At 65.4% G+C, this 24,393-nt stretch carries 19 protein-coding genes and 2 tRNA genes; 16 read left to right on the top strand and 5 right to left on the bottom strand.

The features are described from left to right. Positions 1–3: 3 nt before the first annotated feature. Both KYT87_RS00800 and KYT87_RS00795 read left to right on the top strand, forming a co-directional pair. Positions 4–459: a ClpXP protease specificity-enhancing factor gene (locus KYT87_RS00800; protein ID WP_046803909.1), complete on the top strand. Its 456-nt coding sequence runs from the start codon at positions 4–6 to the stop codon at positions 457–459. A gap of 164 nt (positions 460–623) precedes the next feature. Beyond that, a tRNA-Thr gene (locus KYT87_RS00795) sits at positions 624–699 on the top strand. Between the two features lie 82 nt (positions 700–781). Here KYT87_RS00795 and KYT87_RS00790 read toward each other — a convergent pair. The 3 genes from KYT87_RS00790 to KYT87_RS00780 all read right to left on the bottom strand — a co-directional run bounded on the left by KYT87_RS00790 (position 782) and on the right by KYT87_RS00780 (position 4,686). Continuing rightward, positions 782–2,170, bottom strand: coding sequence for a GntP family permease (locus KYT87_RS00790; RefSeq protein WP_219991530.1), 1,389 nt, complete (start codon positions 2,168–2,170; stop codon positions 782–784). Positions 2,171–2,271: 101 nt separating this feature from the next. Next, on the bottom strand, positions 2,272–3,237 hold the full coding sequence (locus KYT87_RS00785; protein WP_219991529.1) for a tripartite tricarboxylate transporter substrate binding protein: 966 nt from the start codon (positions 3,235–3,237) through the stop codon (positions 2,272–2,274). 27 nt (positions 3,238–3,264) lie between these two features. After that, entirely contained in the window at positions 3,265–4,686 is a 1,422-nt protein-coding gene (locus KYT87_RS00780) for an amidase (RefSeq protein ID WP_219991528.1), read from the bottom strand. A 218-nt stretch (positions 4,687–4,904) separates the two neighbouring features. Between KYT87_RS00780 and KYT87_RS00775 the strand changes: the two genes are divergently transcribed. The 5 genes from KYT87_RS00775 to KYT87_RS00755 all read left to right on the top strand — a co-directional run bounded on the left by KYT87_RS00775 (position 4,905) and on the right by KYT87_RS00755 (position 8,875). Beyond that, on the top strand, positions 4,905–5,705 hold the full coding sequence (locus KYT87_RS00775) for an IclR family transcriptional regulator (RefSeq protein WP_104144691.1): 801 nt from the start codon (positions 4,905–4,907) through the stop codon (positions 5,703–5,705). 66 nt (positions 5,706–5,771) lie between these two features. Beyond that, positions 5,772–5,847, top strand: a tRNA-Asn gene (locus KYT87_RS00770). A gap of 164 nt (positions 5,848–6,011) precedes the next feature. After that, positions 6,012–6,938 (top strand): transcriptional regulator GcvA, encoded by a 927-nt coding sequence (gcvA, locus tag KYT87_RS00765; protein WP_219991527.1) that lies wholly within the window; start codon positions 6,012–6,014, stop codon positions 6,936–6,938. 153 nt (positions 6,939–7,091) lie between these two features. Beyond that, on the top strand, positions 7,092–7,565 hold the full coding sequence (locus tag KYT87_RS00760; RefSeq protein ID WP_046803914.1) for a RidA family protein: 474 nt from the start codon (positions 7,092–7,094) through the stop codon (positions 7,563–7,565). An 89-nt stretch (positions 7,566–7,654) separates the two neighbouring features. Continuing rightward, on the top strand, positions 7,655–8,875 hold the full coding sequence (locus KYT87_RS00755) for an aminotransferase class V-fold PLP-dependent enzyme (protein WP_219991526.1): 1,221 nt from the start codon (positions 7,655–7,657) through the stop codon (positions 8,873–8,875). Between the two features lie 62 nt (positions 8,876–8,937). Here KYT87_RS00755 and KYT87_RS00750 read toward each other — a convergent pair whose 3' ends face one another. Further along, positions 8,938–9,831 (bottom strand): DMT family transporter, encoded by an 894-nt coding sequence (locus KYT87_RS00750; RefSeq protein ID WP_219991525.1) that lies wholly within the window; start codon positions 9,829–9,831, stop codon positions 8,938–8,940. 175 nt (positions 9,832–10,006) lie between these two features. Here KYT87_RS00750 and KYT87_RS00745 point away from each other — a divergent pair, with 175 nt between their 5' ends. From KYT87_RS00745 to KYT87_RS00710, 8 genes are all read left to right on the top strand, one after another. Next, entirely contained in the window at positions 10,007–10,897 is an 891-nt protein-coding gene (locus KYT87_RS00745; protein WP_219991524.1) for an AraC family transcriptional regulator, read from the top strand. 126 nt (positions 10,898–11,023) lie between these two features. Then, positions 11,024–12,562 carry a DUF2868 domain-containing protein gene (locus KYT87_RS00740; protein WP_255593767.1) on the top strand — a complete coding sequence of 513 codons (1,539 nt, stop codon included), beginning with the start codon at positions 11,024–11,026 and terminating at the stop codon, positions 12,560–12,562. Beyond that, positions 12,555–13,955, top strand: coding sequence for a GTPase/DUF3482 domain-containing protein (locus KYT87_RS00735; RefSeq protein WP_046803918.1), 1,401 nt, complete (start codon positions 12,555–12,557; stop codon positions 13,953–13,955). Before KYT87_RS00740 ends, KYT87_RS00735 begins: the two co-directional genes overlap by 8 nt. Positions 13,956–14,331: 376 nt before the next feature. Next, positions 14,332–15,939 (top strand): ABC transporter substrate-binding protein, encoded by a 1,608-nt coding sequence (locus tag KYT87_RS00730; protein WP_046803919.1) that lies wholly within the window; start codon positions 14,332–14,334, stop codon positions 15,937–15,939. A gap of 147 nt (positions 15,940–16,086) precedes the next feature. Beyond that, positions 16,087–17,058 (top strand): ABC transporter permease, encoded by a 972-nt coding sequence (locus tag KYT87_RS00725; protein WP_046803920.1) that lies wholly within the window; start codon positions 16,087–16,089, stop codon positions 17,056–17,058. A gap of 10 nt (positions 17,059–17,068) precedes the next feature. Continuing rightward, positions 17,069–17,995, top strand: coding sequence for an ABC transporter permease (locus tag KYT87_RS00720; RefSeq protein WP_219991523.1), 927 nt, complete (start codon positions 17,069–17,071; stop codon positions 17,993–17,995). 7 nt (positions 17,996–18,002) lie between these two features. Beyond that, positions 18,003–19,733 (top strand): ABC transporter ATP-binding protein, encoded by a 1,731-nt coding sequence (locus tag KYT87_RS00715; protein ID WP_219991522.1) that lies wholly within the window; start codon positions 18,003–18,005, stop codon positions 19,731–19,733. Positions 19,734–19,758: 25 nt separating this feature from the next. Further along, complete coding sequence (locus KYT87_RS00710) at positions 19,759–20,967, top strand: amidohydrolase family protein (RefSeq protein WP_219991521.1); 1,209 nt, start codon at positions 19,759–19,761, stop codon at positions 20,965–20,967. Between the two features lie 100 nt (positions 20,968–21,067). On the opposite strand, the gene KYT87_RS00705 is transcribed toward KYT87_RS00710, so the two are convergent. Beyond that, entirely contained in the window at positions 21,068–22,540 is a 1,473-nt protein-coding gene (locus KYT87_RS00705; protein ID WP_046803923.1) for a YdgA family protein, read from the bottom strand. Between the two features lie 305 nt (positions 22,541–22,845). Here KYT87_RS00705 and KYT87_RS00700 point away from each other — a divergent pair, with 305 nt between their 5' ends. Then, positions 22,846–24,372 (top strand): DEAD/DEAH box helicase, encoded by a 1,527-nt coding sequence (locus tag KYT87_RS00700; protein WP_046803924.1) that lies wholly within the window; start codon positions 22,846–22,848, stop codon positions 24,370–24,372. The last annotated feature ends 21 nt before the right edge of the window (positions 24,373–24,393 follow it).

The following is a 24,393-nucleotide window of genomic DNA, read 5'->3' as shown; positions in this document are numbered from 1 at the left end:
GTGATGGGTGAAACTTCGACCAAACCGTATCTGATCCGCGCACTGCACGAATGGTGCACCGACAACGGCTACACGCCGTACATCACCGTACAGGTCGATGAGCACACCATGGTGCCCGTCGCGCATGTGCGTGACGGTCAGATCACACTGAATGTCGGCACACTGGCCACCAACCGCTTGGTGCTGGGCAACGAATTCATCGAATTCCAAGCCCGCTTCAGCGGCGTGACCGAGAACGTCTACGTTCCCGTTGGCGCCGTCAGCGCCATCTACGCACGCGAAACCGGCGCGGGCATGGGCTTTGAAGTGCAGCCCTATGAACCGCCGGAAGCCGGCGCCCAGGGCGCGGTGGAACCCGCCGCCCCCGAAGGCTCCGATGCCCAATCCGACGCCCCGACCGGCGACGACGGCGGCAACGACGACGAACCCAAGCGTCCGCGCCTGACCATCGTCAAATAGCATCCGCTACACAAAGACGGCGTGCCTGGCACGCCGTCTTTGCAACCGCCGCTGCGACATAATCCGCCGTAAATTGAATGTCGTCGGCGCCCCGTGCCCCATTGCACGCGGCGCCGTCGATTTTTCATTACAATGCAGTCCCTGCGCGTGCCCCGGCACGCCGTGCCGGTGTAGCTCAGTTGGTAGAGCAGCTCACTTGTAATGAGAAGGTCGAGGGTTCGATTCCTTTCACCGGCACCATGAACATCCTGTAGTTTCCAAGAAAAAACCCGACGATTTCTCGTCGGGTTTTTTTATTCCAGGCGCCAGGAAACGCCGCCCCCTATCCCAACGGCGGCAGCATGTTGAACAGCAGCACCATCAGCAAGCCCACCACCGCCACGATCGACTGCACGACCGAAATCGTTTTTGTCGCTTCGCCCATCGTCATGCCGAACGATTCCTTCACCATCCAGAAGCCGGCGTGGTTGGCGTAGTTGAAAAACAGCGAGCCGCAGCCGATCGATAGCGCCAGCAGGGGCAGGTTCAGCGTGGGGTCGGCGCCGGCCAAGGGGGCCAGCAGGCCGGCGGCGCCCACGATGCCGACGGTTGCCGAGCCGGTGGATACCGACAGCAGCATGGCGATCAGCCAGCCCAGGATCAGCGGCGGGAAGGCGAACTGGTGCGTCAGGTGCACGATGGCATCGCCCACCTTGGCGCTGGTCAGCACCTGCTGAAAGGCGCCGCCGCCCGCGATGATCAGCATGATGCCGGCGATGGGCTTCAGGCTTTTGCCCAGGCCGTCGCGCAATTTTTCGGCGTCGCCGCCGCGCATGAAGACCAGCGTGACCGCGGCGAACAGCACGCCCAGCAGCATGGCCACCAGCGGGTTGCCCAGAAAGGCGGCCACGTGCATCAGGCTGGAATCCTTGGGCAACAGCATTTCAGCCAGGGCATGCACCAGCATCAACAGCGCGGGCAGCAGCGCCGCCAGCACGCCCAGGCCCACGCTGGGCGCAGCGATAGCCGAGCCATTTTCCGGCGTGACGGTGAATTGCTCCAACAGGGCTTCGTCGGGGCGCGTTGTCATGCGGGGCGTGATGAAAGCCCCGTATAGCGGGCCGCCCAGCACCATCGCGGGCAGCGCGGCCAGAAAGCCGTAGATCATCGTGGGGCCCACGGTGGTCTTCAGGGTAGCGATGGCCGTCAGCGGGCCGGGATGCGGCGGCACCATGCCGTGCATGGCGGCCAGCGCGGCAATAACGGGCACGCCCACATAGACGTAAGCCGACCCCTTGAAGCGTTCCTGGCTTTCCAGCTTGCGCGCCACGCTGAAGATCAGCGGCAGCATGACGACCAGGCCCACTTCGAAGAACATGGGAATGCCGATGACGAAAGCCACCAACGTCATCGCCCAGGGAATCAAGCGCACCGAGGTGCGCCGCAGGATGGCATTGGCCAGGCGTTCCGTCGTGCCGGAATCCGCCAGGATCTTGCCCAGCATCGCACCCAGCGCGATCACCACGCCCACCGCGCCCAGCGTTTTGCCGGCGCCGTCGGTCAGGTTTTTAACGATGGCAACCGGCGACATGCCCGTTGCAAAACCCACACCGATCGAAACGATCAATAGCGCCAGCAGCGGATGCATGCGAATGCGCGAGACGATGAGGGCGAACAGCACCAAGACGCTCACCAGGGCGGTGAGCAGCAATTGAATGTCAAACGAAGACATGGATTAACCCAGTAAAGACGAGAGAGGTCGCGAACCTTCTGGGTGCCATGATAAGGGATCGGCAAGCCGCGCGCCCCGCGCCTTGCCGCCCCCCCTCGCGCTCAGTCCGGCTTGATTCCCGCCGCCTTGATGACCGCCACATTGCGCGCCAGTTCGCTATCGACCTTGGCGCGGAAGGCCGCCGGGTCCTGGTAGGTGGCGTCGAAACCCAGCTCTTGCAGCTTGGCGCGGGTATCGGGTTCGGCCATCACCGCCTGAATCTCCTTGGACATCCGATTGACGATGGGCGCGGGCGTGCCCTTGGGCATGACGACGCCAAACCAGGTTTCGAAGTCATAGCCCGACACGCCGCTTTCCGCGACGGTGGGCACCTCGGGCACCAGCTTCGATCGCGCGCTGCCCGTCAACGCCACCGCTCGCGCCTTGCCTGCCTTGATCTGCGGAAGGCTGGCCACCAGCGTGTCGATCGACAGCGGGATCTGGTTACCGATCAGATCCGTCATGGCCGGCGCACTGCCGCGATAGGGCACGTGCAGCAGCTTGGCGCCGGTGCGTTGGGCCAGGGATTCCCCGGCGATATGCGGCGTGGAGCCATTGCCAAACGAACCGAAACTAAGCGCCTGCGCGGCCGACTTGCTGGTGATGTCCGCCACCGTGCCGATCCCGGTTTGCGGATTGGTCAGGATGACAAACGGCGTGCTGCCCGCGACGGCCACGTATTCGTAGCTTTTGACCGGGTCGTAGTTCAGGTTCGAATACAGCAGCGAATTCAGCGTGAAGGTAGGCGCGCCGGTAATCATCAGCGTGTAGCCGTCGGGCGCCGCGCGCGCCACGGCCACCGCGCCGATGCTGGTGTTGGCGCCCGGCTTGTTCTCGATCACCACCGTCTGGCCCAGGCGCGCACCGAGTTTGGCCGCGAACAGGCGCCCGATCACATCGGTGGACCCGCCGGGCGGAAACGGCACCACCAGGGTGATGGGCTTGGACGGATACGTGTCGGCCGTGGCCAACAGCGGCGTGGCGGCCAGGACGCACAGGGCCAGCGCGCGCGATATCGTTTTGTTCATGGATTTCCCCTTGTGTTGTTGGATGGTTCAGTTAGGCAGCGCCGGCGCGCGGCGCCAATGCTGTGTGGCGGATTCGAACGCGTGCGCCAGTTGGAGCAGTGCGTGTTCCTGGCGATAGCGTCCGACGATCTGGATGCCTACCGGCAAGCCGTCTTCGGTAAATCCGCAAGGCACCGAAATGGCTGGGTGGCCGGTCAGCGACAGGTAGTAGCCGGACCGCATCCAGTCGATGTAGTTGTGCATCGGCGTGTCGTCGATATGGCTCACCGTTTCTTCTTGCACCGGAAAGGGCACCACCTGGCTGACCGGGCCGATCAGAAATTCATGCGTCTGCATGAAGGCGTGCATGCGCGCGAACAGTGCCGCGCGGTCGCGTTCGGCCTGCACGACGGTGGCGGGCGCTTGGGTCAGCCCCAGTTCGATGTTCCAGATCACCGTGTCCTTGAGCAGATGCCGATGCTGGCGCAACGCGGCCTCGTAGCCGACGGCGAACACCTGGGCGCGCAGCGCCTGGAAGGCATCGTTGGCGCCGGTGAAGTCCGGGCAGGCCTGCTCGACCTTGGCACCCAGATCCGCGAAGATCGGCAACTGGCTTTCCAGCACTTGCAACACGTCGCGCTGAACGGGCAGATCACCCCACGTGGGCGCGTACGCGATGCGCACGTCCTTGAAATCGCGCTCCAGGCTGGCCAGGAAGCGCGCGGGGTCCTGATCGACGGTCAAGGGGTCGCGCGCATCCGGACCGGCCGTGGCAGCCAGGAGCAGGGCCACATCGGCCACCGTGCGCGCCATGGGGCCCGCGACCGTTAACGCGTTGTAAGGGCTGGCCGTGGGCCACTGGGGCACGCGGCCGGGCGACGGGCGCAGGCCGACCACGTTGCAGAACGACGCGGGGTTGCGCAGCGAACCACCCATGTCAGTGCCATCGGCCAACGGCGTCATGCGCGCGGCCAGGGCCGCCGCCGCGCCGCCACTGCTGCCGCCCGCCGTCATGCGCAAGTCGTAAGGGTTGCGGGTGGCGCCGAACACCGCGTTGAAGGTCTGCGAGCCCGCGCCAAATTCCGGCAGATTGCTCTTGCCCAGCGTGATGGCCCCAGCGGCGCGTTCCCGCGTGACGATCAGGCTATCGCGCTCGGGTACGAAATCGCGATACAGCGGCGAGCCGTAAGTGGTGCGCATGCCGGCCGTCAGAAACGAATCCTTGTGCACGATCGGCAAGCCGTGCAGCAAACCCAGCGCGCCTCCATGGGCCTGGTGTTCGTCGGCCAGCGCGGCACGCGCCATGGCTCCTTCAGCGTCCAGGGTCACGATGGCGTTGACCTGCGGGTTGCACGCATCGATACGCGCCAGGTGGCCCGCCATGACGTCACGCGCGCTGGCCTTGCCGGCGACGATCTCGGCACGCAGCGCGACGGCACTCAGGTCACAGAGCGATGAAGAAGGCGTCATGGGGAGGGAAAACCGGGAAAATGGTGGGGCGTCATGTGTATTGCTATGCGATACAAAGTATTGAATAATCAACTTTATAGTGGCTATTGGTCCCCCGGACAATTCGGGGAAACTAGCGTCGGACCCGTCTTTGGTCCTCGCCAAGCCCGTGCGCCACCACCGGTTCTTTCCCGCGCCCTTCCTCGCGTTCTTCCCGCGTACTCCCTCCGCTTTCAGCCATGACGACACGCACCGCTTCCCCGACCGACACCGCCACGCCCGACGCGGACGACCCGCTGTTTGTCGCATCGTTGGAAAAAGGAATGCGCGTGCTGGACGCCTTTCGCGACGCCACGGATTCCCTCGGGTTGACCGATATCGCCACGTTGACCGGCTTGGGAAAAAGCGCCGCTCAGCGCTTCGTGCACACCTGGGAGCGCCTGGGCTATCTGGCCAAGGACCCGGTATCGCGGCGCTATCGCCTGGGTCCGCGCGTGGTGGAGCTGGGCTACTTCTTCCTGCGCAACGACCGGCTGGTATCGATGGCGGCGCCGCATCTGGTCGCGCTGCGCGACCGCTGTGGGCTGGCCGTGCACATGAGCGTGCTGGTCGCCACCGACATGATTTATCTGCTGCGCCTGCCCAGCCGGCAGCTGACACTGGCCGAGATGCTGCCGGGGCGCCGCATGCCCGCCTGGTGCAACAGCGGCGGGCGCATGCTGCTGACCCAGCAGGACGACGACGCCATCTTGCAGGCATTGCACCAGGCGCCGCCGCGCGCGTTCACGCCGCGCACGGTGACAGACCCCGCCGCCTTGCTGGGTTTGATCCGCCAGGCGCGCGACGACGGCTATGCGCTGACCGAAGACCAGGTACTGCAAAACCAGGTTGGGGCGGCCGTGCTGTTACGCGATGCGCGTGACGTGCCGCTGGCCGCGATCAGCGTCAGCGCGCCGCGCCACGACTACCCCGGCGATCGCTTGCTGCGCGATATCGTGCCGCAACTGTTCCGCACCGCCCACGCGATCCAGCACGCGTGAACAGAATTTCCGCGGCCGCTTTGCATTCTTTCAATTTTTTGTGCATAATTCGGCCCCTCTACCTGTTCCCCGATAGCTCAGTCGGTAGAGCGACGGACTGTTAATCCGCAGGTCGCTGGTTCGAGCCCAGCTCGGGGAGCCAAAATTTCAGCAGTGCATGCCGTATCCGCACCGCTTGCAGTACCCCTAAAAAAGCCCGCAACTTGTTTGCGGGCTTTTTGCATTGGGGCGCGCCGTCTGCGTGCCTGCGCCAAGAGCGCGTAGGATAATCGCGCATCCCTGTCGACGGCCTCGTCTTGCCCCACCATGCGATCCACGCGATCCCTGCCTGCCCTGGTTTCCCTGCGCGCTTTTGAAGCGGCCGCGCGCCGCTTGAGCTTTTCGCTGGCCGCGCAGGAACTGTTCGTCACGCAAAGTGCGGTCAGCCATCACATCCAGCGGCTGGAAAGCGAGCTAGGCGTGGCGCTGTTTGAGCGGCGCACGCGGGCCGTCGCATTGACGCCCGCTGGCCAGGCCTATTTTGAACACGTGCACGCGGCCTTCGAGCTCTTGCGGCAGGGCACGGACAAGCTGCGCGCACCCGCCGCCGCGCGCGTAACGCTGAAGGTGGGCTTGCTGGCCTCGTTCGCCACGCGTTGGCTGGCGCCGCGCCTGCCGGCCTTTGCCGCCGCGCATCCCGACATTGAATTGCAGCTGCTGCCCGACATCGGCCTGGCCGACGTGGCGGGCGGCGACGTGGACGTGGCCATCCGCTATGGCCGTGGCTCCTGGCCCGGCGTGGCCTCGCGCCTGCTCATGACCGAGCAACTGTCGGTAGTTGGCGCGCCCGAGCGCATCGCCGGACGCAAGCGGCCGCGCACACCCGAAGACCTGTTGCGCCATCCGCTGCTGACCTCGCACGCCAAACAGCCCTTTGAATGGGATGCCTGGGCGCGCCGCTTCGGCATGGACCTGGGCCGCGCCCAGACGGTGCGTCTGCACGACTACAACATCGTGGTGGAAGCCGCGTTGGCCGGGCAGGGGCTGGCCATGGGTCGGCACCGGCTGATCGCGCCGCACCTGGCCAGCGGCGCGCTGGTGCAAGCGCTGCCCGGCGCGATGTTGGAAGATCCGCGCATCGGCTGGTGGTTTGTCGCGCCACGTGGCGCGTTGCAGCCTGCTGCTGCCGCGTTGCGCGATTGGCTGGCGGACGCGGCGCAAACGGACGAGCCGACTTCCCACGCGACACATTAGTTTTACTCATGTGTCGTCGACAAGAATTGATTGGTCAGGCGGCGGCGCGGCCGATAGCATCAAGCCCTGCGTTACGCTTTTAAAGCGGCCTCGGCGTCCATCGGTTTTGGGCTCTCCGCTTTTGACACTCTGACATTTCACAGGACATCCGCTATGACCCGTACGATCTCCGGCCGTGTGGCCGAACTGGGCTACACCCTGGAAGCCGCCGCCGCGCCCGCCGCCAACTATGTGCCTTTCGTCCTTGAGGGCAATCTGCTGACCATCTCGGGCCAAATTTCACGCAAGGGTGGCAAGCCGCAATACCTGGGCCAGCTGGGCAACCAGGTGTCGGATGCCGACGGTGTCGAAGCGGCCCGTTTGTCTGCCCTGGGGCTGCTGGCGCAGATCGCCGCCGCCACCGGCGACCGCCTGGACCGCGTGGCTCGCGTCGTGCGTCTGGGTGTGTTCGTGGCCAGCACGCCGGATTTCAACCGCCAAAGCGCCATCGCCAACGGCGCCTCCGACCTGATGGTGGAGGTGTTCGGTGATGCCGGCCGCCATGCGCGCAGCGCGGTAGGCGTGGCATCCCTGCCGCAGGGCGTGTCGGTGGAAATCGAAGCCGTCGTCGCACTGACCCCCGCCTGAGTTCCACGCCGGGTCTTGGCCCTTTTGCCAGCGCCTTGCCGCGCGACACGCCCTGGCTGCGTGCCGCGCGCACCCCAACGGAATCGATCATGTCTGCCTCCCTGACCGCCGCCCCTCTGACCGCCGCCACCATCCAGACCCTGCGCGCCCAGACGCCCGGCGCCCAAACCAGCGTCCATTTCAATCACGCCGGTTCGTCGCTGCCATCCTCCGGCACGCTAGAGGCGATCCACGCGCATCTGCAACGCGAGGCCATGCTTGGCCCCATGGAAGCCGGCGTGGCGTCCCGCGCGTTGACCGAAAACGCGCGCACGCTTGCCGCCCAGCTGCTGAACGCGCAGCCCGATGAAATTGCATTGACCACCGGCAATTCCGCCGGTTGGGGCGCGGCCTTCGCGGCGCTTGCCCCGTGGCGGCCCGGCGACCGCATCCTGGTTGGCCGCCACGAATGGGGGGGCAACCTGGCCGCCATGCGCCTGCACGCCGAACGCGCGGGCGCCGTGTTGGAAACCATCGCGTCGGATGACAGCGGTTGCGTGGACCCCGACGCGCTGGCCGACATGGTGGACGACCGGGTGCGCCTGATCGCGCTGACCTGGATGCCCGCCAATGGCGGCCTCATCAACCCGGCCGCCGCCATCGGCCGCGTGGCACGCCGGCATGGCATTCCTTACTTCGTGGACGCCGCGCAAGCCGTCGGGCAATTGCCCATCGATGTCGCCGAGGTGGGTTGTGACGTCTTGAGCGGCGTGGGACGCAAGGCGTTGCGCGGCCCGCGCGGCACGGGCCTGCTGTATGTGCGGCGCAGCTTCCTGGACCAGTTGACGCCCGCCTTCGTCGACACCTATTCCGCGCCGCTGGACGCCGACGGCCGCCCCGTGCTGCGCGCCGACGCCGGCCGCCTGGAATCGGCCGAAAACTCATTGGCGCTGCGTTGCGGCCTGGCCAATGCGCTGCAAGAGGCACTGGCACTGGGCTTGGGCTCGATCCGCGCCACGCTGGATGCCACCGCCCAGCGCGTGCGCACCGAACTAGCCGCCATCCCGGGGCTGACGGTGCTGGACCAGGGGCGCGAAAAATCAAGCCTGATCTCGTTCAACCTGCAAGGGCGAAACGCCGCCGACGTTCAGCGCGCGCTGGCGGCCGTGGGGGTAACGATCGGCAGCAATGGCGTACCGTACACGCCGCTGGATATGCAGGCGCGCGGCCTGACCCACATTGCCCGGGTATCGGTCAGCCCGTTGACCAGCGACAACGAGATTGATCGCTTGCTGGACGCCCTGCGCGACGTGGCGCGCGCGGCGCCGTAGCGCCTGGGGCTGGGCCAGGACCTGGACTTGGACTTGGATACCCCACGATTACCCCTCACCCTTCAACCCGCCACGCGCCGCATGAACGGCGACCACTTGGTGAATACAAGCAGGTTGCCCACCATCACCAGCGCCAATCCCAGCAGCGCGGGCGGCGTCCACTGGTAGCCCTCGGCCACCGTGGACACGGCCAGCGCCACCACCGGAAACAGCACCGTGCAGTACGCGGCGCGCGCGGGCCCCATGCGCCCCACCAGCGTCAGGTACGCCGTAAAGCCGATCACCGACCCCGGGATCGCCAGGTAAAGCAGGGCGCCGACGTACTGCTCGGACGTGTCGAACTGGAATGGCAGGCCGGCCAACAAGCAGCCCACCAGCAGGATCGCCGCCCCGTAGAACATGCTGTAGGCGTTGCCGGTCAACGGCCGCACGCCCGCGCGTTGTTGCAGCGACGACAGCATGTTGCCCGTTGAAAAGCAGAACGTGCCCAACAGCGCAAAGCCCAACCCCAACAGCGTTTCGTGGCTGGCCTCCTGGCCGGCAAGCTCGGGCCAGAACAGCAGCACCAGCCCGGAAAAGCCGACGGCGCCGGCCAACATCACGCGCGGCGCGATACGGGTGCCGAACCACAGACGGGCGTTCAACGCGTTCCACAAGGTTGCCGCCGAAAACACCACCGACACCAGGCCGCTGGGAATCCACTGCGTCGCCGTGTAGAAGCACAGAAAATTCAAGCAGAACAGGCACAGCCCCTGGCCCACGCACAGCCAATGCCCACGCCGATCCAATTTTTGTAGCTTGCGGGTCAGCAGCAGGATGGCAAACAGCACCAGCGCCGCCAGCGCGAAGCGGTAGAAGATAGATACCGGAATGGCCACCGCGCCCAGTTGCAGCTTGATGGCGATCCAGGTGGTGCCCCAGATAACGACGGTCAGGAAATACAGGAAGAGATTCACGGTGCAACCAGCAAGGGAAAAGGGGCGCGATGAAGGCGGAGACGACGCGGGCGGCAGTGGCCGCTTGCCTGGCCGCCAGTGTGCGCCGCCGGCGGACGACACGATTGCCGGATCTTGCGGTTTTTATGCCGCCTCGCGCGCGGCGCGCGCGAGATCGCAGTAGCATTTCGCCTCTATGGGAATCGTCGCTTCGGCCCCGGCCGACTTCTCCGTCTTTCGCACCTTGTCGCGTTCCACCGCCACGCTGGAACGCGCCGCCGCCTTGGGCGAAGGCATCGCCATTTCGCAATGGGCCCGCAGCGCACGCGAGACGCTGGGCTACGACACCCCCGGCCACCACACGCTGTCGCTCTACCTGCATGGCGGCGACAAATCGTTTCGTGTGGGCCGCGACACGCTGCACGGTGGCGCGGGCAAATTCTGCGTACTGCCGGCCGAACACTATTCGCGCTGGTGCATGAACGACACCGTGCATTTCCTGCACCTGTACATTGCCCCCGAACGCCTGGCCCGCGAAGCCGTCATGCGCCTGGATTGCGAGCCGCGCACGCTGGAATTGCGCGACCGCACCTACATCCAGGACGAATCGCTGATCGACGTCTGCCGGCAACTGCTGGGCACCGACTGGGCGCAGCCCGCCGACCGCCTGGCCGCCAGCAGCGCGGCCGAAACGGTGTTGCACCATCTGCTGCAACAAGGCGTGGTGCGCAAGACGGTGCAGCCTTCGCGCGGCGGCCTGGCCCCGGCGGTACGCCGGCGCATCATGGATTACGTCGACGCGCACCTGCATGCCCCCTTGACGCTGGACGAGCTGGCGGGCGTCGCCGCCTTGTCCACCTACCATTTCGCCCGCATGTTCCACACCTCGTTCGGCGAACCGCCGCATGCCTGGGTGCGCGCGCGGCGGCTCGCGCACGCACGCGGGCTGCTGGCAGCGGGCAAGGGCGACCTGGCCGGCGTTGCCCAGGCCAGCGGCTTTGGCAACGCCAGCCACTTGTCCCGCGTGTTTCGCGAGGCCGTGGGCGTCACCCCGGGCCAATACCGGCACGCCCGACGTCAGCACTGAACAGGCGTTGCCCCGGCCCCCGCGCGCGGGCGAAGTTCGCCACGTTCGCCAAATGCGCAGGTCTACAATGTCGCATCGCCCTTTGCGGCCTTACGCTGCGGCCCGTCCGCGCTGCCTACCAACGCGATGCCGCCTTCGACCTCTCGCGCTTTTGACCTGCCGACCGGCTCTGCCAGCCCCCGCCCGTTGCGCGCGCACTGGCTGGCCGAACTCATTCGCCTGCGCGAAACCCATTGGGGTCCGCTGGACGACGCCGATGCCGTGCGCCGCGTGCGGCAGCTGGACACCGATCTGCCTTCGCGCATCCTGGCCCGCGCCGACCTGCTGGCGCAGCGCGAGAATCTTGGCCCGCTGGTAGATGGCTGGCGCCGCAGCGCACAGGCCATCCTGGCGGCGTTGTTCGTGCTGGCCCTGATGTCGGGCATCGCCGTGGCGCTGGGCGCGCTGGGCGACGGCTCGCGCCCGGTCAACGTGCTGTGGGCGCTGGGCGCATTGCTGGGCTTGCATGCGCTGACCTTTCTGCTGTGGCTGGGCAGTTTTCTGCTCAAGCCCACCGCCGCCACCGGGCTGGGGCGGCTATGGCTGTGGGCCACCCGCAAGCTGGCGCGCGGCCCCGACAGCGCGCTGGTGCCGCAGGCCTTTCTGAATCTGCTGGCGCGCGCGGGCGCCTTGCGCTGGCTGTTTGGCGCGGTCAGCCATCTGCTGTGGCTGACCGCGCTATGCGCCGCGCTGGCCGCCTTGCTGGTGGTGCTGTCCACCGCCAGTTACCGCTTCGTCTGGGCCACCACGCTGCTGGCGCCCGACACCTTCGTCTGGCTGACGCAAGCCATCGGCTGGTTGCCGGCGCACCTGGGCTTTGCGATGCCGGACGCGGCGGTCATCCGCGCCAGCGACGGCAGCCAGACGCTGTCCGCCGACGCGCAGGTGCAATGGTCGTTGTGGCTGATCGGCGTCGTGGTGGTTTACGGCATCCTGCCCCGGCTGCTTGCCGCCGCGCTTTGCGTGGCGGCCACGCTGCGGGCGCTGCGCCGCTTGCGCATCGACCCCTTGCTGGCAGGCTTTTCGCCGTTGCGAGACCGCCTGGAGCCCGCCGCGCAGTCCACCGGCATCGACCGTCCGGTGGATGCGCTGCACCAGCCGCGCGTGCAATCCGCGCCGCTGTCCGGCCTGGCGGGGCAGCCCGTGCTGTTGGGGCTGGAGCTGCCGGCCGACCTGGCGTGGCCGCCCGCCAACCTGCCCGACACCGTGCAGATGGCGGGCAACCTGGACACGCGCGAAGAGCGCAACCGCGTGCTGGACGCGCTGGCGCAAGCGGCCGCTTCGCGTTTGCTGATTGCGTGCGACGCGCGTCAAACGCCGGATCGCGGCACCTTGTCGCTGATCGCCGAACTGTCCGCCCACGCAGGTCATACGGCCGTCTGGCTCATTGCTTCGCGTGCAGGCGGTGATGAAGAGGGCGGTGATGGCGAACACGATACCGACGGCGGCGGGAACGGCCGCAGCGACGCCAGCCGCAACAGCGGCAGCAGCAGCAGCAGCAGCAGCAATCACAACACCCGCGCCGCGCTGTGGCGCGAACGCCTGCTGGCGTTGGGCCTGCCTGCCGACGCCATCCTGCAAACGCCCAACGCGCCGCTGACGTGGCTACAGGCCGACCATGGCTGACGACATCATCAAGATCGCGCTGGTCGGCCACACCAACACCGGCAAGACATCGCTGCTGCGCACCCTGACGCGCGACACGACTTTTGGCGAAGTGGCCGACAGCCCCGGCACAACCCGCCACGTAGAAGGCGCGCGGCTGCGGCTGGACGGCCGCGCCGTGCTGGAATGGTTCGACACCCCCGGCATGGAAGACAGCATCGCGCTGCTGGAATACCTGGAACGCCTGGACCAACCAGCCGAACGGCTGGACGGCCCGGCGCGTATCCGGCGCTTTCTGGATACGCCCGAGGCGCACGGCCGCTTCGAGCAGGAAGCGCGCGTGCTGACGAAGATGCTGGAGTGCGACGCGGCGTTGTACGTGATCGACGCGCGCGACCCCGTGCTGGGCAAGCATCGCGACGAACTCTCCATTCTTGCGGCCTGCGGGCGGCCCTTGCTGCCCGTGCTTAATTTTGTGAACGCCCCCGCGCATCGCGCCAACGAATGGCGCGGCGCCATGGCGCGGCTGGGCCTGCACGCGGTGGTGGAATTCGACACGGTAGCCCCGCCGCTGGACGGCGAGCAGCAGCTGTACGCCAAGCTGGGCGTGCTGCTGGACCGCCATGCCGGTGCGCTGGCGCGCCTGTCCGACAGCCTGTCCGCGCAACGCCGCGAACGTCACGCCGCCGCCTACGAGTTGCTGGCCGATCTGCTGATCGACGTGGCGGCGCTGCGCCTGGCCAGCCCCAGCGACGACACCGCGTTAGCCGCCGCCTCGGCGCAGTTGCGCGACCACGTGCGCCAACGCGAACAAACCTGCGTGAACGCGCTGCTGGCGCTCTACAACTTTCGCGCGGCCGACTTCACCGACGATGCACTGCCTTTGCAAGGCGAACGTTGGGGCATGGACCTGTTCCACCCGCAGGCGCTCAAGGACATGGGCGTGCAGGTGGGCATGGGCGCCGCGGCCGGCGCCATGGCAGGCGCGGCCGTCGACCTGCTTAGCGCGGGCCTGAGCCTGGGCACCGGCATGCTGATCGGCGCGGCGGCGGGCGGTTTGTGGCAAGGCGTTGAAAAGCTGGGCAAGCGCGTGGCCGGCAAGCTGCGCGGTTGGCGCGAGATCAGCGTTGACGACGCCGTACTGCGCTTGCTGGCGCTGCGCCAGCGCCAGTTGATCGATGCGTTGGAGCGTCGCGGACACGCCGCACGAGAACCATTGAAACTAGCCCTTCCGGATGATGACGCCTGGCGCAAAGGCCCCTTGCCGGAGGCCCTGAAAGAAGCGCGCAGCCGCCCGGAATGGTCGGCACTGGGTAAACACTACGAAGACAGCGACCGGCGCAAACGCACTGTCCATGAGCTGGCTCGAACGCTTGCCGCCTCTGCCGCATCGCCCGGCCCGGCCATCGAATAGCCCGTGATTGCGCAGCGCGCAATGCCCCCTTTTTAGCCGCGAAAATGCACCATTCCAGGCGGACGGCAAGCGCGGACTAACCCCAATCCAAACCGATTGACGCTTAAACGAATGCGTCTATAAGATTCGATCTGCATCGGCGCGGGCTCGCCCCCGCCATGACAATCACAAGGGGTTGGATCTATCGTGAAGTCGAAGTCCTCTGCAGTGATTCCCGGCATCGCCTTTCACGGCCTGCGCGCGGTACACCCCGCGTGCCGCGCCACCCCGCACCGCCTTTCGTCGTAAGCAGCAACGCCATGCCCCGGAACCCGTTGGGGCTGGGGCCCTGTCACTTCTGTCGCGCAATCCGCGCACCACACGGAGCATGAGGGCTATGCGTACTTTTCCTCACTTGAAGCAAGCTGCGCTGGCGACCGCCATTGCCGCGTCGTTGGCGTTCAGCGCCGGCGCGACCGCCAAGACCTTTCACTGGGCGTACCAGGGCGACGCCACCTCGATGGACCCGATGGCGCTGAACGAGACCTTCACGCTAGGCTTCCAAGGCAACATCTACGAAACGCTGGCCGGCTATGACGGCAACTTGAAGCTGACGCCGCTGCTGGCCGAAAGCTGGGAAAACCCCGAGCCCACCAAATGGGTCTTCAAGCTGCGCAAAGGGGTGAAGTTTCACGACGGCTCGCCGTTCACCGCCGACGACGTGATCTTCTCGTGGAAGCGCAGCCTGACGCCCGGCTCGGACATGAAGGGCTACGGCGCCAAGGCCTCCGACATCAAGAAGGTTGACGACTACACCGTCGAGGTCACCACCCCCACGCCCAACCCCATCCTGCCGCGCGAATGGGTGTTCCTGTACATCATGAGCAAGACGTGGGCGGAAAAGAACAAGACCACCGAGGCCACCAACGTCAAGGGCGACAACCAGGGCAACTATGCCAACCTGAACGCCAATGGCACCGGCCCCTTCATGCTGGTGTCGCGCCAGCCCGATGTGAAGACGGTGCTCAAGCGTTATGACGGCTACTGGAACAAAGACATCAAGACCAACGTCGACGAAGTCATCTTCCAGCCGATCACCCAGGAAGCCACCCGCGTGGCCGCGCTGATCTCGGGCGAAATGGACCTGGTGCAGCCCGTGCCCGTGCAAGACTGGAAGCGTCTGGAAGACGCCAAGGGCGTCAAGCCGCTGACGGCGCCCGAAGCGCGCGCCATCTTCATCGGCATGGACCAGGACCGCGACGAACTGCTGTTCTCGGACGTCAAGGGCAAGAACCCGTTCAAGGACGCCAGGGTGCGCGAAGCCGTTGTGCTGGCCGTGGACACCAAGGCCATCAACGACAAGATCATGCGCGGCGCGGCCAAGCCGCTGGGTTCGCTGGTGGCCACCGCCATCAACGGCTACGCGGATTCCTACGGCGCACCGTACAAGCCCGACCCCGAACGCGCCAAGAAGCTGTTGGCCGAAGCGGGCTATCCGAAGGGCTTCACCGTCACCATGGACTGCCCGAACGACCGCTACGTCAACGACGAAAAGGTCTGCCAGGCAGTGGCCGGCATGTTGGCGCGCGTGGGCATCAAGATCAATCTGCTGGCGCAGACCAAGTCCAAGTACTTCGGCAAGATCCTGCTGCAAGCGGGCAACCAGACCAGCATGTACATGCTGGGTTGGACACCCAGTTCCACCGACGCGCACAACGCGCTGCTGAACCTGGCGGCGTGCCGCGATGCGAAGACGGCGGCCGGCCAGTTCAACCTGGGCGGCTACTGCAACAAGAAGGTGGACGAGCTGACCAACAAGATCGGCGTCGAAACCGATCAGACCAAGCGCAACGCCATGATCAAGGAAGCCTTCGAGATCGTGCGCAAGGACTACGGCTATCTGCCCTTGCACCAGCAGCCGATGTCCTGGGGCGTGAAGGACAACATCAAGGTCATCCAGCGCGCCGACGACGTGCTTGACCTGCGTGACGTGGTGTTGCCCTGACCGCCTGAACAACACGTCTGTTCAGCACTTGTCTGACTAGTTGAGCCCCGGATGGCGCAAGCCATCCGGGCGCGCCCGGCCCAGCCCCGGTTCCGGCTGACAACGGAAACGCGGCCCGGCGTTATCTGCAAACGAGGGCACCCGATAATGCTTTCCTTTATTGCGCAACGGCTTATCCAGTCGGTGCTGGTGATGTTGACGGTGGCGCTGATCGCGTTCTCCATGTTCCGCTATGTGGGCGACCCGATCGCCAGCATGGTCGGCCAGGACACCACCCCTGAACAACGCGCGCAGTTGCGCGAACAGCTGGGCCTGGACGACCCCTTCGTCGTGCAGTTTGCGCGCTTTGTCGGCAACGCCGCGCATGGCGACTTCGGCATTTCGTATCGGCAGCGCCGCCCCGTCAGCGAGCTGCTTGAAGAGCGCATGCCCGCTACGCTGGAACTGTCGTTCGTGTCTGCCGTGATGGCGCTGGCGTTGGGTATTCCGATGGGCATCTACACCGCGCTGCGCCGCCACGGCGTGCTGTCCAAGGCGTTCATGGCGTTGTCGCTGGCCGGCATCTCGCTGCCCACCTTCCTGATCGGCATCCTGCTCATTCTTGTCTTTGGCGTGCAGCTGCGATGGCTGCCCAGCTTCGGGCGCGGCGACGTGGTCAGCCTGGGGTGGTGGACCACCGGCTTTCTGACCAAGTCCGGATGGCTGGCGCTGATCATGCCGGCCATCACACTGGCGCTGTTTCAGATGACGTTGATCATGCGGCTGGTGCGCGCGGAAATGCTGGAAGTGCTGCGCGCCGATTTCATCAAGTTCGCGCGGGCGCGCGGCCTGCCTGAACGACTGATCAACTTTCGCCACGCCTTGAAGAACACGATGGTGCCGGTCATCACGATCACCGGCCTGCAACTGGGCTCCATCATCGCGTTCGCCATCATCACCGAAACCGTATTCCAGTGGCCCGGCATGGGGCTGTTGTTCATCCAGGCCATCAGCATGGTGGACATTCCGGTGATGGCGGCCTATCTGGTGCTGATCGCCTTCATGTTCGTGGTCATCAACCTGGTCGTCGACCTGCTGTATTTCGCCGTGGACCCGCGTCTGCGCGTGCAGAGCAAGTAAAGGAATCAACATGATTGCTCGCATCGCTCCCCTGTTTGCCCGCGCGGCCGACAGCGATATCTGGCACAGCTTCAAGCGTTCGCCCGGCGCCATCATCGCCGCCATCGTGACGCTGGCCATCTTGCTGGGCGCGCTGTTCGCGCCCATCATCGCGCCCCACAACCCCTTCGACCTGGCGTCGCTGTCCATCATGGACGCCAACACGCCGCCCGCCTGGGAAGAGGGCGGTAGCCCGGACTTCATGCTGGGCACTGACGACCAGGGCCGCGACATTCTTTCAGCCGTGTTGTATGGCTCGCGCGTGTCATTGCTGGTGGGGTTTGCATCGGTGCTGTTCTCGATGGTGCTGGGCGTGACGCTGGGTCTTATCAGCGGTTACGCCGGCGGCCGCATCGACAGCTTCATCATGCGCATCGCTGACGTGCAGTTGTCGTTTCCCGCCATCCTGGTGGCGCTGCTGATCGACGGCGTGGCGCGTGGCGTCTTGCCGCGCGACATGCACGATCAACTGGCGCTGTACGTGCTGATCTTCGCCATCGGGATCTCGGGCTGGGTGCAGTACGCGCGCACCGTGCGCGGCTCCACGCTGGTCGAACGCAACAAGGAATATGTGCAGGCGGCACGGCTGATCGGCATCGGCCCGATCACCATCCTGCGCCGCCACATCCTGCCCAACGTCATGGGCCCCGTGCTGGTCATTGCCACCATCCATTTGGCGATCGCCATCATTACGGAAGCCACGCTGTCGTTCCTGGGCGTGGGCGTGCCGCCGACGGCGCCGTCGCTGGGCACGTTGATTCGTATCGGCAACAGCTATCTGTTTTCGGGCATGTGGTGGATCTCGATCTTCCCGGGCATTGCGCTGGTGGCGCTGGTGCTATCGGTCAACCTGCTGGGCGACTGGCTGCGCGACGCGCTCAACCCCAAGCTGCGCTGAGGACGTCATGGCCCTGTTGAACATTGAAGACATCCGCATCGAATTCCCCAGCCGCCGTGGCACGCTGGTGGCGGTGGACGGCGTATCGCTATCGCTGGAAAAAGGCGAGATCCTGGGCGTGGTGGGCGAGTCCGGCGCGGGCAAGTCCACCATCGGCAACGCGGTGATCGGCCTGCTGGAAGCGCCCGGTCGCTTGGCCGGCGGCTCGGTGCTGTTGAACGGCGAACGCATCGACACGCTGACGCCCGCGCAAAAGCGCAAGGTGCGCGGCCGCCGCATCGGCATGATTTTCCAAGACCCGCTGACGTCGCTGGACCCGCTGCAAACGGTCGAAAGCCAGCTGGTGGAAACCATGCAGGTGCACCTGAACCTGACGCACGCCGAAGCCAGGAAACGTGCGGTGCAACTGCTGGTGCAAGTCGGCATCGACCAGCCGGAACTGCGCGTCAAGCAATACCCGCATCAGTTCTCGGGCGGCATGCGCCAGCGCGTGGTGATTGCACTGGCCTTGTGCTGCGAACCCGAAGTCATCATCGCCGACGAACCCACCACCGCGCTGGACGTGTCCATCCAGGCGCAGATTCTTGAGCTGTTGAAGAAGCTGTGCCGGGAAGAGCAGGTCGGCATGATCATCATCACGCATGACATGGGCGTGATTGCGGACGTGACCGATCGGGTGGCGGTGCTGTATCACGGCAAGCTGGTCGAACAAGGGCCCACCGCCAAGATCCTGGGCGACCCCGACCATCCCTACACGCGCAGCCTGATATCGGCCGTGCCGCGCCCGGACATCAAGCTCAAGCGCTTTCCGCTGGTCACCTACATCGAAGACATCAAGACGCCGTCGCAACCGCTGGACCTGGCCACGCATTGGCTGGGGCAACGGCGCGACTTTGGCGCGCAAACGGATGGCCCCTTGGTGCAGGTGCGTGACCTGTCGATGCGCTTCGTGCTCAAGAGCGCGCTGCTCAAGCGCAACCAACGCACGCTGGACGCCGTCAAGCGCGTGAACTTTTCCATTGGCGAAGGCGAGGTCTTCGGGCTGGTGGGCGAATCGGGCTCCGGCAAGTCCACGGTCGCCAGGTTGATCTCGGGCTTGTACACGCCGTCGGAAGGCTCGGTCACGTTCGGCGGCACCGACCTGACGGCGCTAAAGGGCGAGAAACAACTCAACCCGTTCCGACGCCAGATCCAGATGATTTTCCAGGATCCGTTTTCGTCGCTGAACCCGCGCATGCGCGTGCTGGACATCATTGCCGAGCCCATCCGCTTTCATAAGCTGGCGGCATCAGAGGCCGAAGCGCGCCGCATCGTGGCGGATCTGCTGGACGTCGTGGGCTTGGGCGATCGCGCCGCCGAGCGCTTTCCGCACGAGTTCTCGGGCGGCCAACGCCAGCGCATCTGCATCGCCCGCGCGCTGGCCACGCGCCCGCGTTTTTTGATCTGCGACGAACCCACGTCCGCGCTGGACGTATCGATTCAGGCGCAGATCCTGAATCTGCTGAAAGACCTGCAAGAAGAACTGGGCCTGACCATGCTGTTCATCAGCCACGACCTGCCGGTGATTCGCCAGATGTGCGACCGCGTCGGCGTGATGCGCTATGGCGAATTGCTGGAAGTGGCGGAAACCGAAACGCTGTTCCAGCAGCCGCAACACCCCTACAGCCAGCACCTGCTTGGCCTGATGCCGCGCCTGCAAACCATGTCCCGCGAGGGGCTGGATGTGGTCGAAGGCTGACAGCGAAGCGCAACCGGAGCAAGACATGACGGCGACACGACAGACTCTCTTTATCGGCGGCCTGGTATTCGATGGCGAGGGCAAGGTATTGCGCGATCACGGCGTGCTGGTTGAAGACAAGCAGGTGGCGCGCGTGGCGCCGGCCGGCGCGTTTGAAGGCTATGCGGGGCTACAGGTCAACACCACCGGCATGACGCTGATGCCCAGTCTGGCCGACTGCCATGTGCACCTGGTCTACACCGGCGGCGCCGACCCCAACGCCTTGCTCAGCAAGCAGGGTCCCGCGCAGATCACGTTGACCGCGCTGGAAAATGCCCAGGCCAGCCTGCGCGGTGGCGTGACCGCTTTGCGCGACTGCGGCGGCAAGGACTACCTGGAATTTGGCGTGCGCGACGCGATTGCGCGCGGCGTGTTTCCCGGCCCCACCATCAAGGCGTCCGGCCGCATCATCTGCATGACGGGCGGACACGGCAACCGCATCGGCCGCGTTGCGGATGGCGTCGATGACGTCGTCAAGGCAGTGCGCGAGCAAGTCCACGCAGGCTGCGACCTGGTGAAGATCATGGCCACCGGCGGCGTCATGACGCCCGGCGTCAGCCCGATGGACGCGCACTACAGCTTCGATGAACTGAAGGCGGGCGTGCACGAAGCCAAGCGCTTTCGCAAAAGCACGGCCAGCCATGCGCAAGGCACCCAGGGCATTCTGAACGCCGTGCGCGCGGGCATCGATTCAATCGAACATGGCATCTTCATGGACGATGATTGCCTGCGCGAAATGCTGGAAGCCGAAACCTATCTGGTGCCCACCATCGCCGCGGTGCGCAACATCATCGCCAACGCCGACAACGGCATCCCGGCGTACGCGGTGGAGAAGGCGCGGGCGGTGGAACAACGCCATCGGGAATCGTTCCAGATGTACTACAAGGCCGGCGGCCGCATCGCGATGGGCACGGACGCGGGCACGCCATTCAACCTGCACGGCGAAAACGCCATGGAGCTGGCGTACATGGTCGAATTCGGCATGACGCCTGTCGATGCGCTGATAGCCGGCACGTCGCGCGGCCACGACCTGATGGGCTTGACCCAGCACGGCGTTATCGCCGAGGGCAAGGTGGCCGACCTGCTGCTGGTGCAAGGCGACCCGACCGAAGACATCCTGAAAGCGGCCGACAAGCGCTTCCACGTGGCGGTGCTGCGCAACGGCGAGCTGGCGGCGGGTGCGTTGCCGTTCTGATCCTGGCAGGGATACAACGATAAAAAAGCCGCCGCGCCTAACGGCGCGGCGGCTTTTTACTTTGGCAACGACCGGGGTCGCGTGCTTCGTGGTGTGCGCCTTAGCGCGCGCCACCCATCGCGCCGCTCATCACCATCATCAGGAACTGTTCAACCGGCATCTTCTTGCCGTTGAAGTCGACTTGGCCGTCGGCGTAGTTCACGTAGGTAACGATGTTGTTGTTTTCGACCTTGGCAACGCCCATCGCGGCAGCCATGGTGCCAACCATTTCGGCCTGGCCCTTGGCGGTTTGCACGGCTTGTTCGGCCGGCACGCCACGCATTTGCGGTTCAACGGCCATCAAGTCGCTCAGGTTGCCCTTGGACAGCACCAGCTTGGCATCCAGCTTCTTCACGGCTTCGGTCAGCGTGTCGGCCACTTCGCCGTCCATCGAGGCCGGCTTGGCAAAGTCCAGGTTCAGGTTGAACGTGGACGTGCCGTTGGCGGTGCGCACTTCCAGCGGCGACACGGCCAGCGTGGGGTTGCCTGCCAGGATCTGCGCCACGTTGGTCTTGATGACCTGCTGCTCTTCAGCGGTGAACTGCGGCAGTTGTTCCTGGCCGTTGCTTTGCATCATGCGGCGCGAGGCGGCTTCGTAGACGTCGTTCAGCGCCTTGAACGCCTTGGAGTCCAGCTTCTGCACATCCAGCGCCAGCTTCAGGCCGGCAACGTCCTTGGCTTGCACGTTGATCATGCCGAAGTCCAGGGCCATCTTGGCGCCCATGGCGGGGCCGTTTTCGGTCATGTCGACGGCGATCGAGGTGTCCTTGAATTGAACCGGCGGCTTTTCCTTGGACGTGATGGTCCAGTCCTTGAGCGTCAGCTTCTGGCTGCCCACGTACATGTCATTGGACGCTGGCGTCATGTCGCTGGTCAGCGAAATGCCTTGCAGGGCCATGCTGACGATGTCGCTGTTTTCGCTCTGGCCGGACAGCACCAGCTTGTCGGTCTTCAGGTCGAAGATGCCGTGCTTGTTCGACGTCGTGTAGTCAACGTTGCCGGTCATGCCCGAGAACGACAGGCTGGTGTCGCCCTTGGTGACGTCGGCGGGGGCCAGGTTGAACTTGCCGGTGATGTTCTTGGCGTAGCTGACGCTGTAGTGACCCGACAGCGGCGTTGCGCCCTTGGTGGCGGCAAACCATTCCTTGACGGTCGGGGTTTCTTCCAGCACGAAGTCGCTGGCGACCATGGCCGGCGCGAAAGAGCCGGACTTCAGGTTCGACAGCGGCAGGGGGCCGTGCGACAGGTGTTCCACAAACAGCACGTCGCGATCTTGCGCGGGCTTGCCTTGTTCAGCCGGCGTGGTGAACTTCACGCGGTAGCGGGCGGTGGACGAAAACACACCGCGCTCGAACGAAACCAACTCCACGGACGAGGCGATGCCCCACTGATCGCTGAACTTCTTCAGTTCAACATTGGCCTCGCCAATGGACTGGTTGACGAAAGCCTCGGCCTTTTGGCCCGTGTACCAGGCGGTGCCGGTCCACGCCGCGCCCAGAACGACCACGAGGCCCACGATTGCCGATTTCTTCATAGCGACCCTTTATTCTTCAAATGGATAGATGCGCAGCGATTATAGGGAGACCGCACTAGGGAAAACACGTATTTGGTTCATAAGCGCTGCAAGTTGTTACTTGGCGATACAGCACGGCTGAATCCAGTCCGCTGCTGCACCGCCACATCAGCTACAATCGCCGAGTGTGCTTTGCCAATCTGCACACGTCCGCTATGGCCCTTCGCTGCCAAGCTTCGCCCATCAGGGCGCTTCCCTTTTCTCCTTATTCGTCCGCCTGGATTGGAGTCTCTCAACTTGAGCGACGGGCTGCCGCTGGAGTTGTTTTGACTACCTCTTCCCCTTTCGCCGACCTCGGGCTGGCCGATTCCCTGTTGCGCGCCATTGCCGATACCGGCTACACCGCACCCACGCCTATTCAAGCCCAGGCGATTCCCCAAGTTTTGAAAGGCGGCGACCTGCTCGCCGCCGCGCAGACGGGTACCGGCAAGACCGCCGGCTTCACGCTGCCGATCCTGCATCTGCTGATGCAGCAAAAGCCCGAAGTGCGCAAGCCCGGCCGCCCCCGTTGCCTGATCCTGACCCCCACGCGCGAACTGACCGCGCAGGTGGCCGAATCGGTGCAGACGTACGGCAAGTACACCTCGTTGACGTCCATGGTGATGTTCGGCGGCGTCAACATCAACCCCCAGATTTCCGCGCTGCGCAAGCCGCTGGACATCCTGGTGGCAACGCCGGGTCGCCTGCTGGACCACTGCGGCCAGAAGACGGTTGACCTGTCGGGCGTTGAAATCCTGGTGCTGGACGAAGCCGACCGCATGCTGGACATGGGCTTCATCCGCGACATCCGCAAGATTCTTGCCCTGCTGCCCAAGCAACGCCAGAACCTGCTGTTCTCGGCCACGTTCTCGGACGAAATCCGCACGCTGGCGCGCGGCGTCCTGAACAACCCGGGCGAAGTGTCCGTCACCCCGCGCAACACCGCCACCGAACTGGTCACCCAGACGGTGCACATGGTGGAACAGCATCACAAGCGCGACCTGATCAGCCACATCATCCGTGAAAGCGGCTGGCACCAGGTGCTGGTGTTCACGCGCACCAAGCACGGCGCCAACCGCCTGGCTGAAAAGCTGGTCAAGGACGGCCTGACCGCCGCCGCCATTCACGGCAACAAGAGCCAATCGGCTCGCACCCGCGCGCTGGCCGGCTTCAAGGACAGCACCGTGACGGTGCTGGTGGCGACCGACATCGCCGCCCGTGGCCTGGACATCGACCAACTGCCGCAAGTGGTGAACTTTGAACTGCCGAACGTGCCGGAAGACTACGTGCACCGTATCGGCCGCACGGGCCGCGCGGGCGCCACGGGTGCTGCCGTCTCGCTGGTCGACAACAGCGAAATCAAGCTGCTGAAGGACATCGAGCGCCTGATCAAGAAGACGATCGAGCGCAAGCCCGTTGAAGGCTGGACCCCGTCGCCCACCAGCGCCGCCGCCTTCGAACGCCAGGAACGCGATGAAGACGCGCGCAGCCCGCGCGGTGGCAATCGCAATGGCGGTCGTGGTGGCAATGGCGGTAACGCCGGCCGTGGCGGCAACGCTGGCGCCGGCCGTTCGCGTCCGGCCCAAGGCCCGGCGCGCGCCGCTACCGGCGGCCGTGCCCCCGCACCGGCTCGCGCCGGCGGCGAAGGCCGTGGCAATGGTGGCCAACGCGACGCCAAGCCCGCCGACCGCCCGGCTCACGCCGGTCGTGGCGATGGCCGTCCGCAGCAGGCCCCGCGCCGTCCCGAAGGCGCGCAGCGCCCGGCGGGCAACGGCGGTTCGGGCCGTCCGCGCGCGGCGTTGCTGGGCAAGTAAAGCCAAGCGAGTAATATCCCG

It is taken from the genome of Achromobacter sp. ES-001 (genome assembly GCF_019448355.1).
GTDB classification, from domain to species: Bacteria; Pseudomonadota; Gammaproteobacteria; order Burkholderiales; family Burkholderiaceae_B; genus Achromobacter; species Achromobacter spanius_B.
This window is presented reverse-complemented; position numbering and strand designations above follow the sequence as displayed.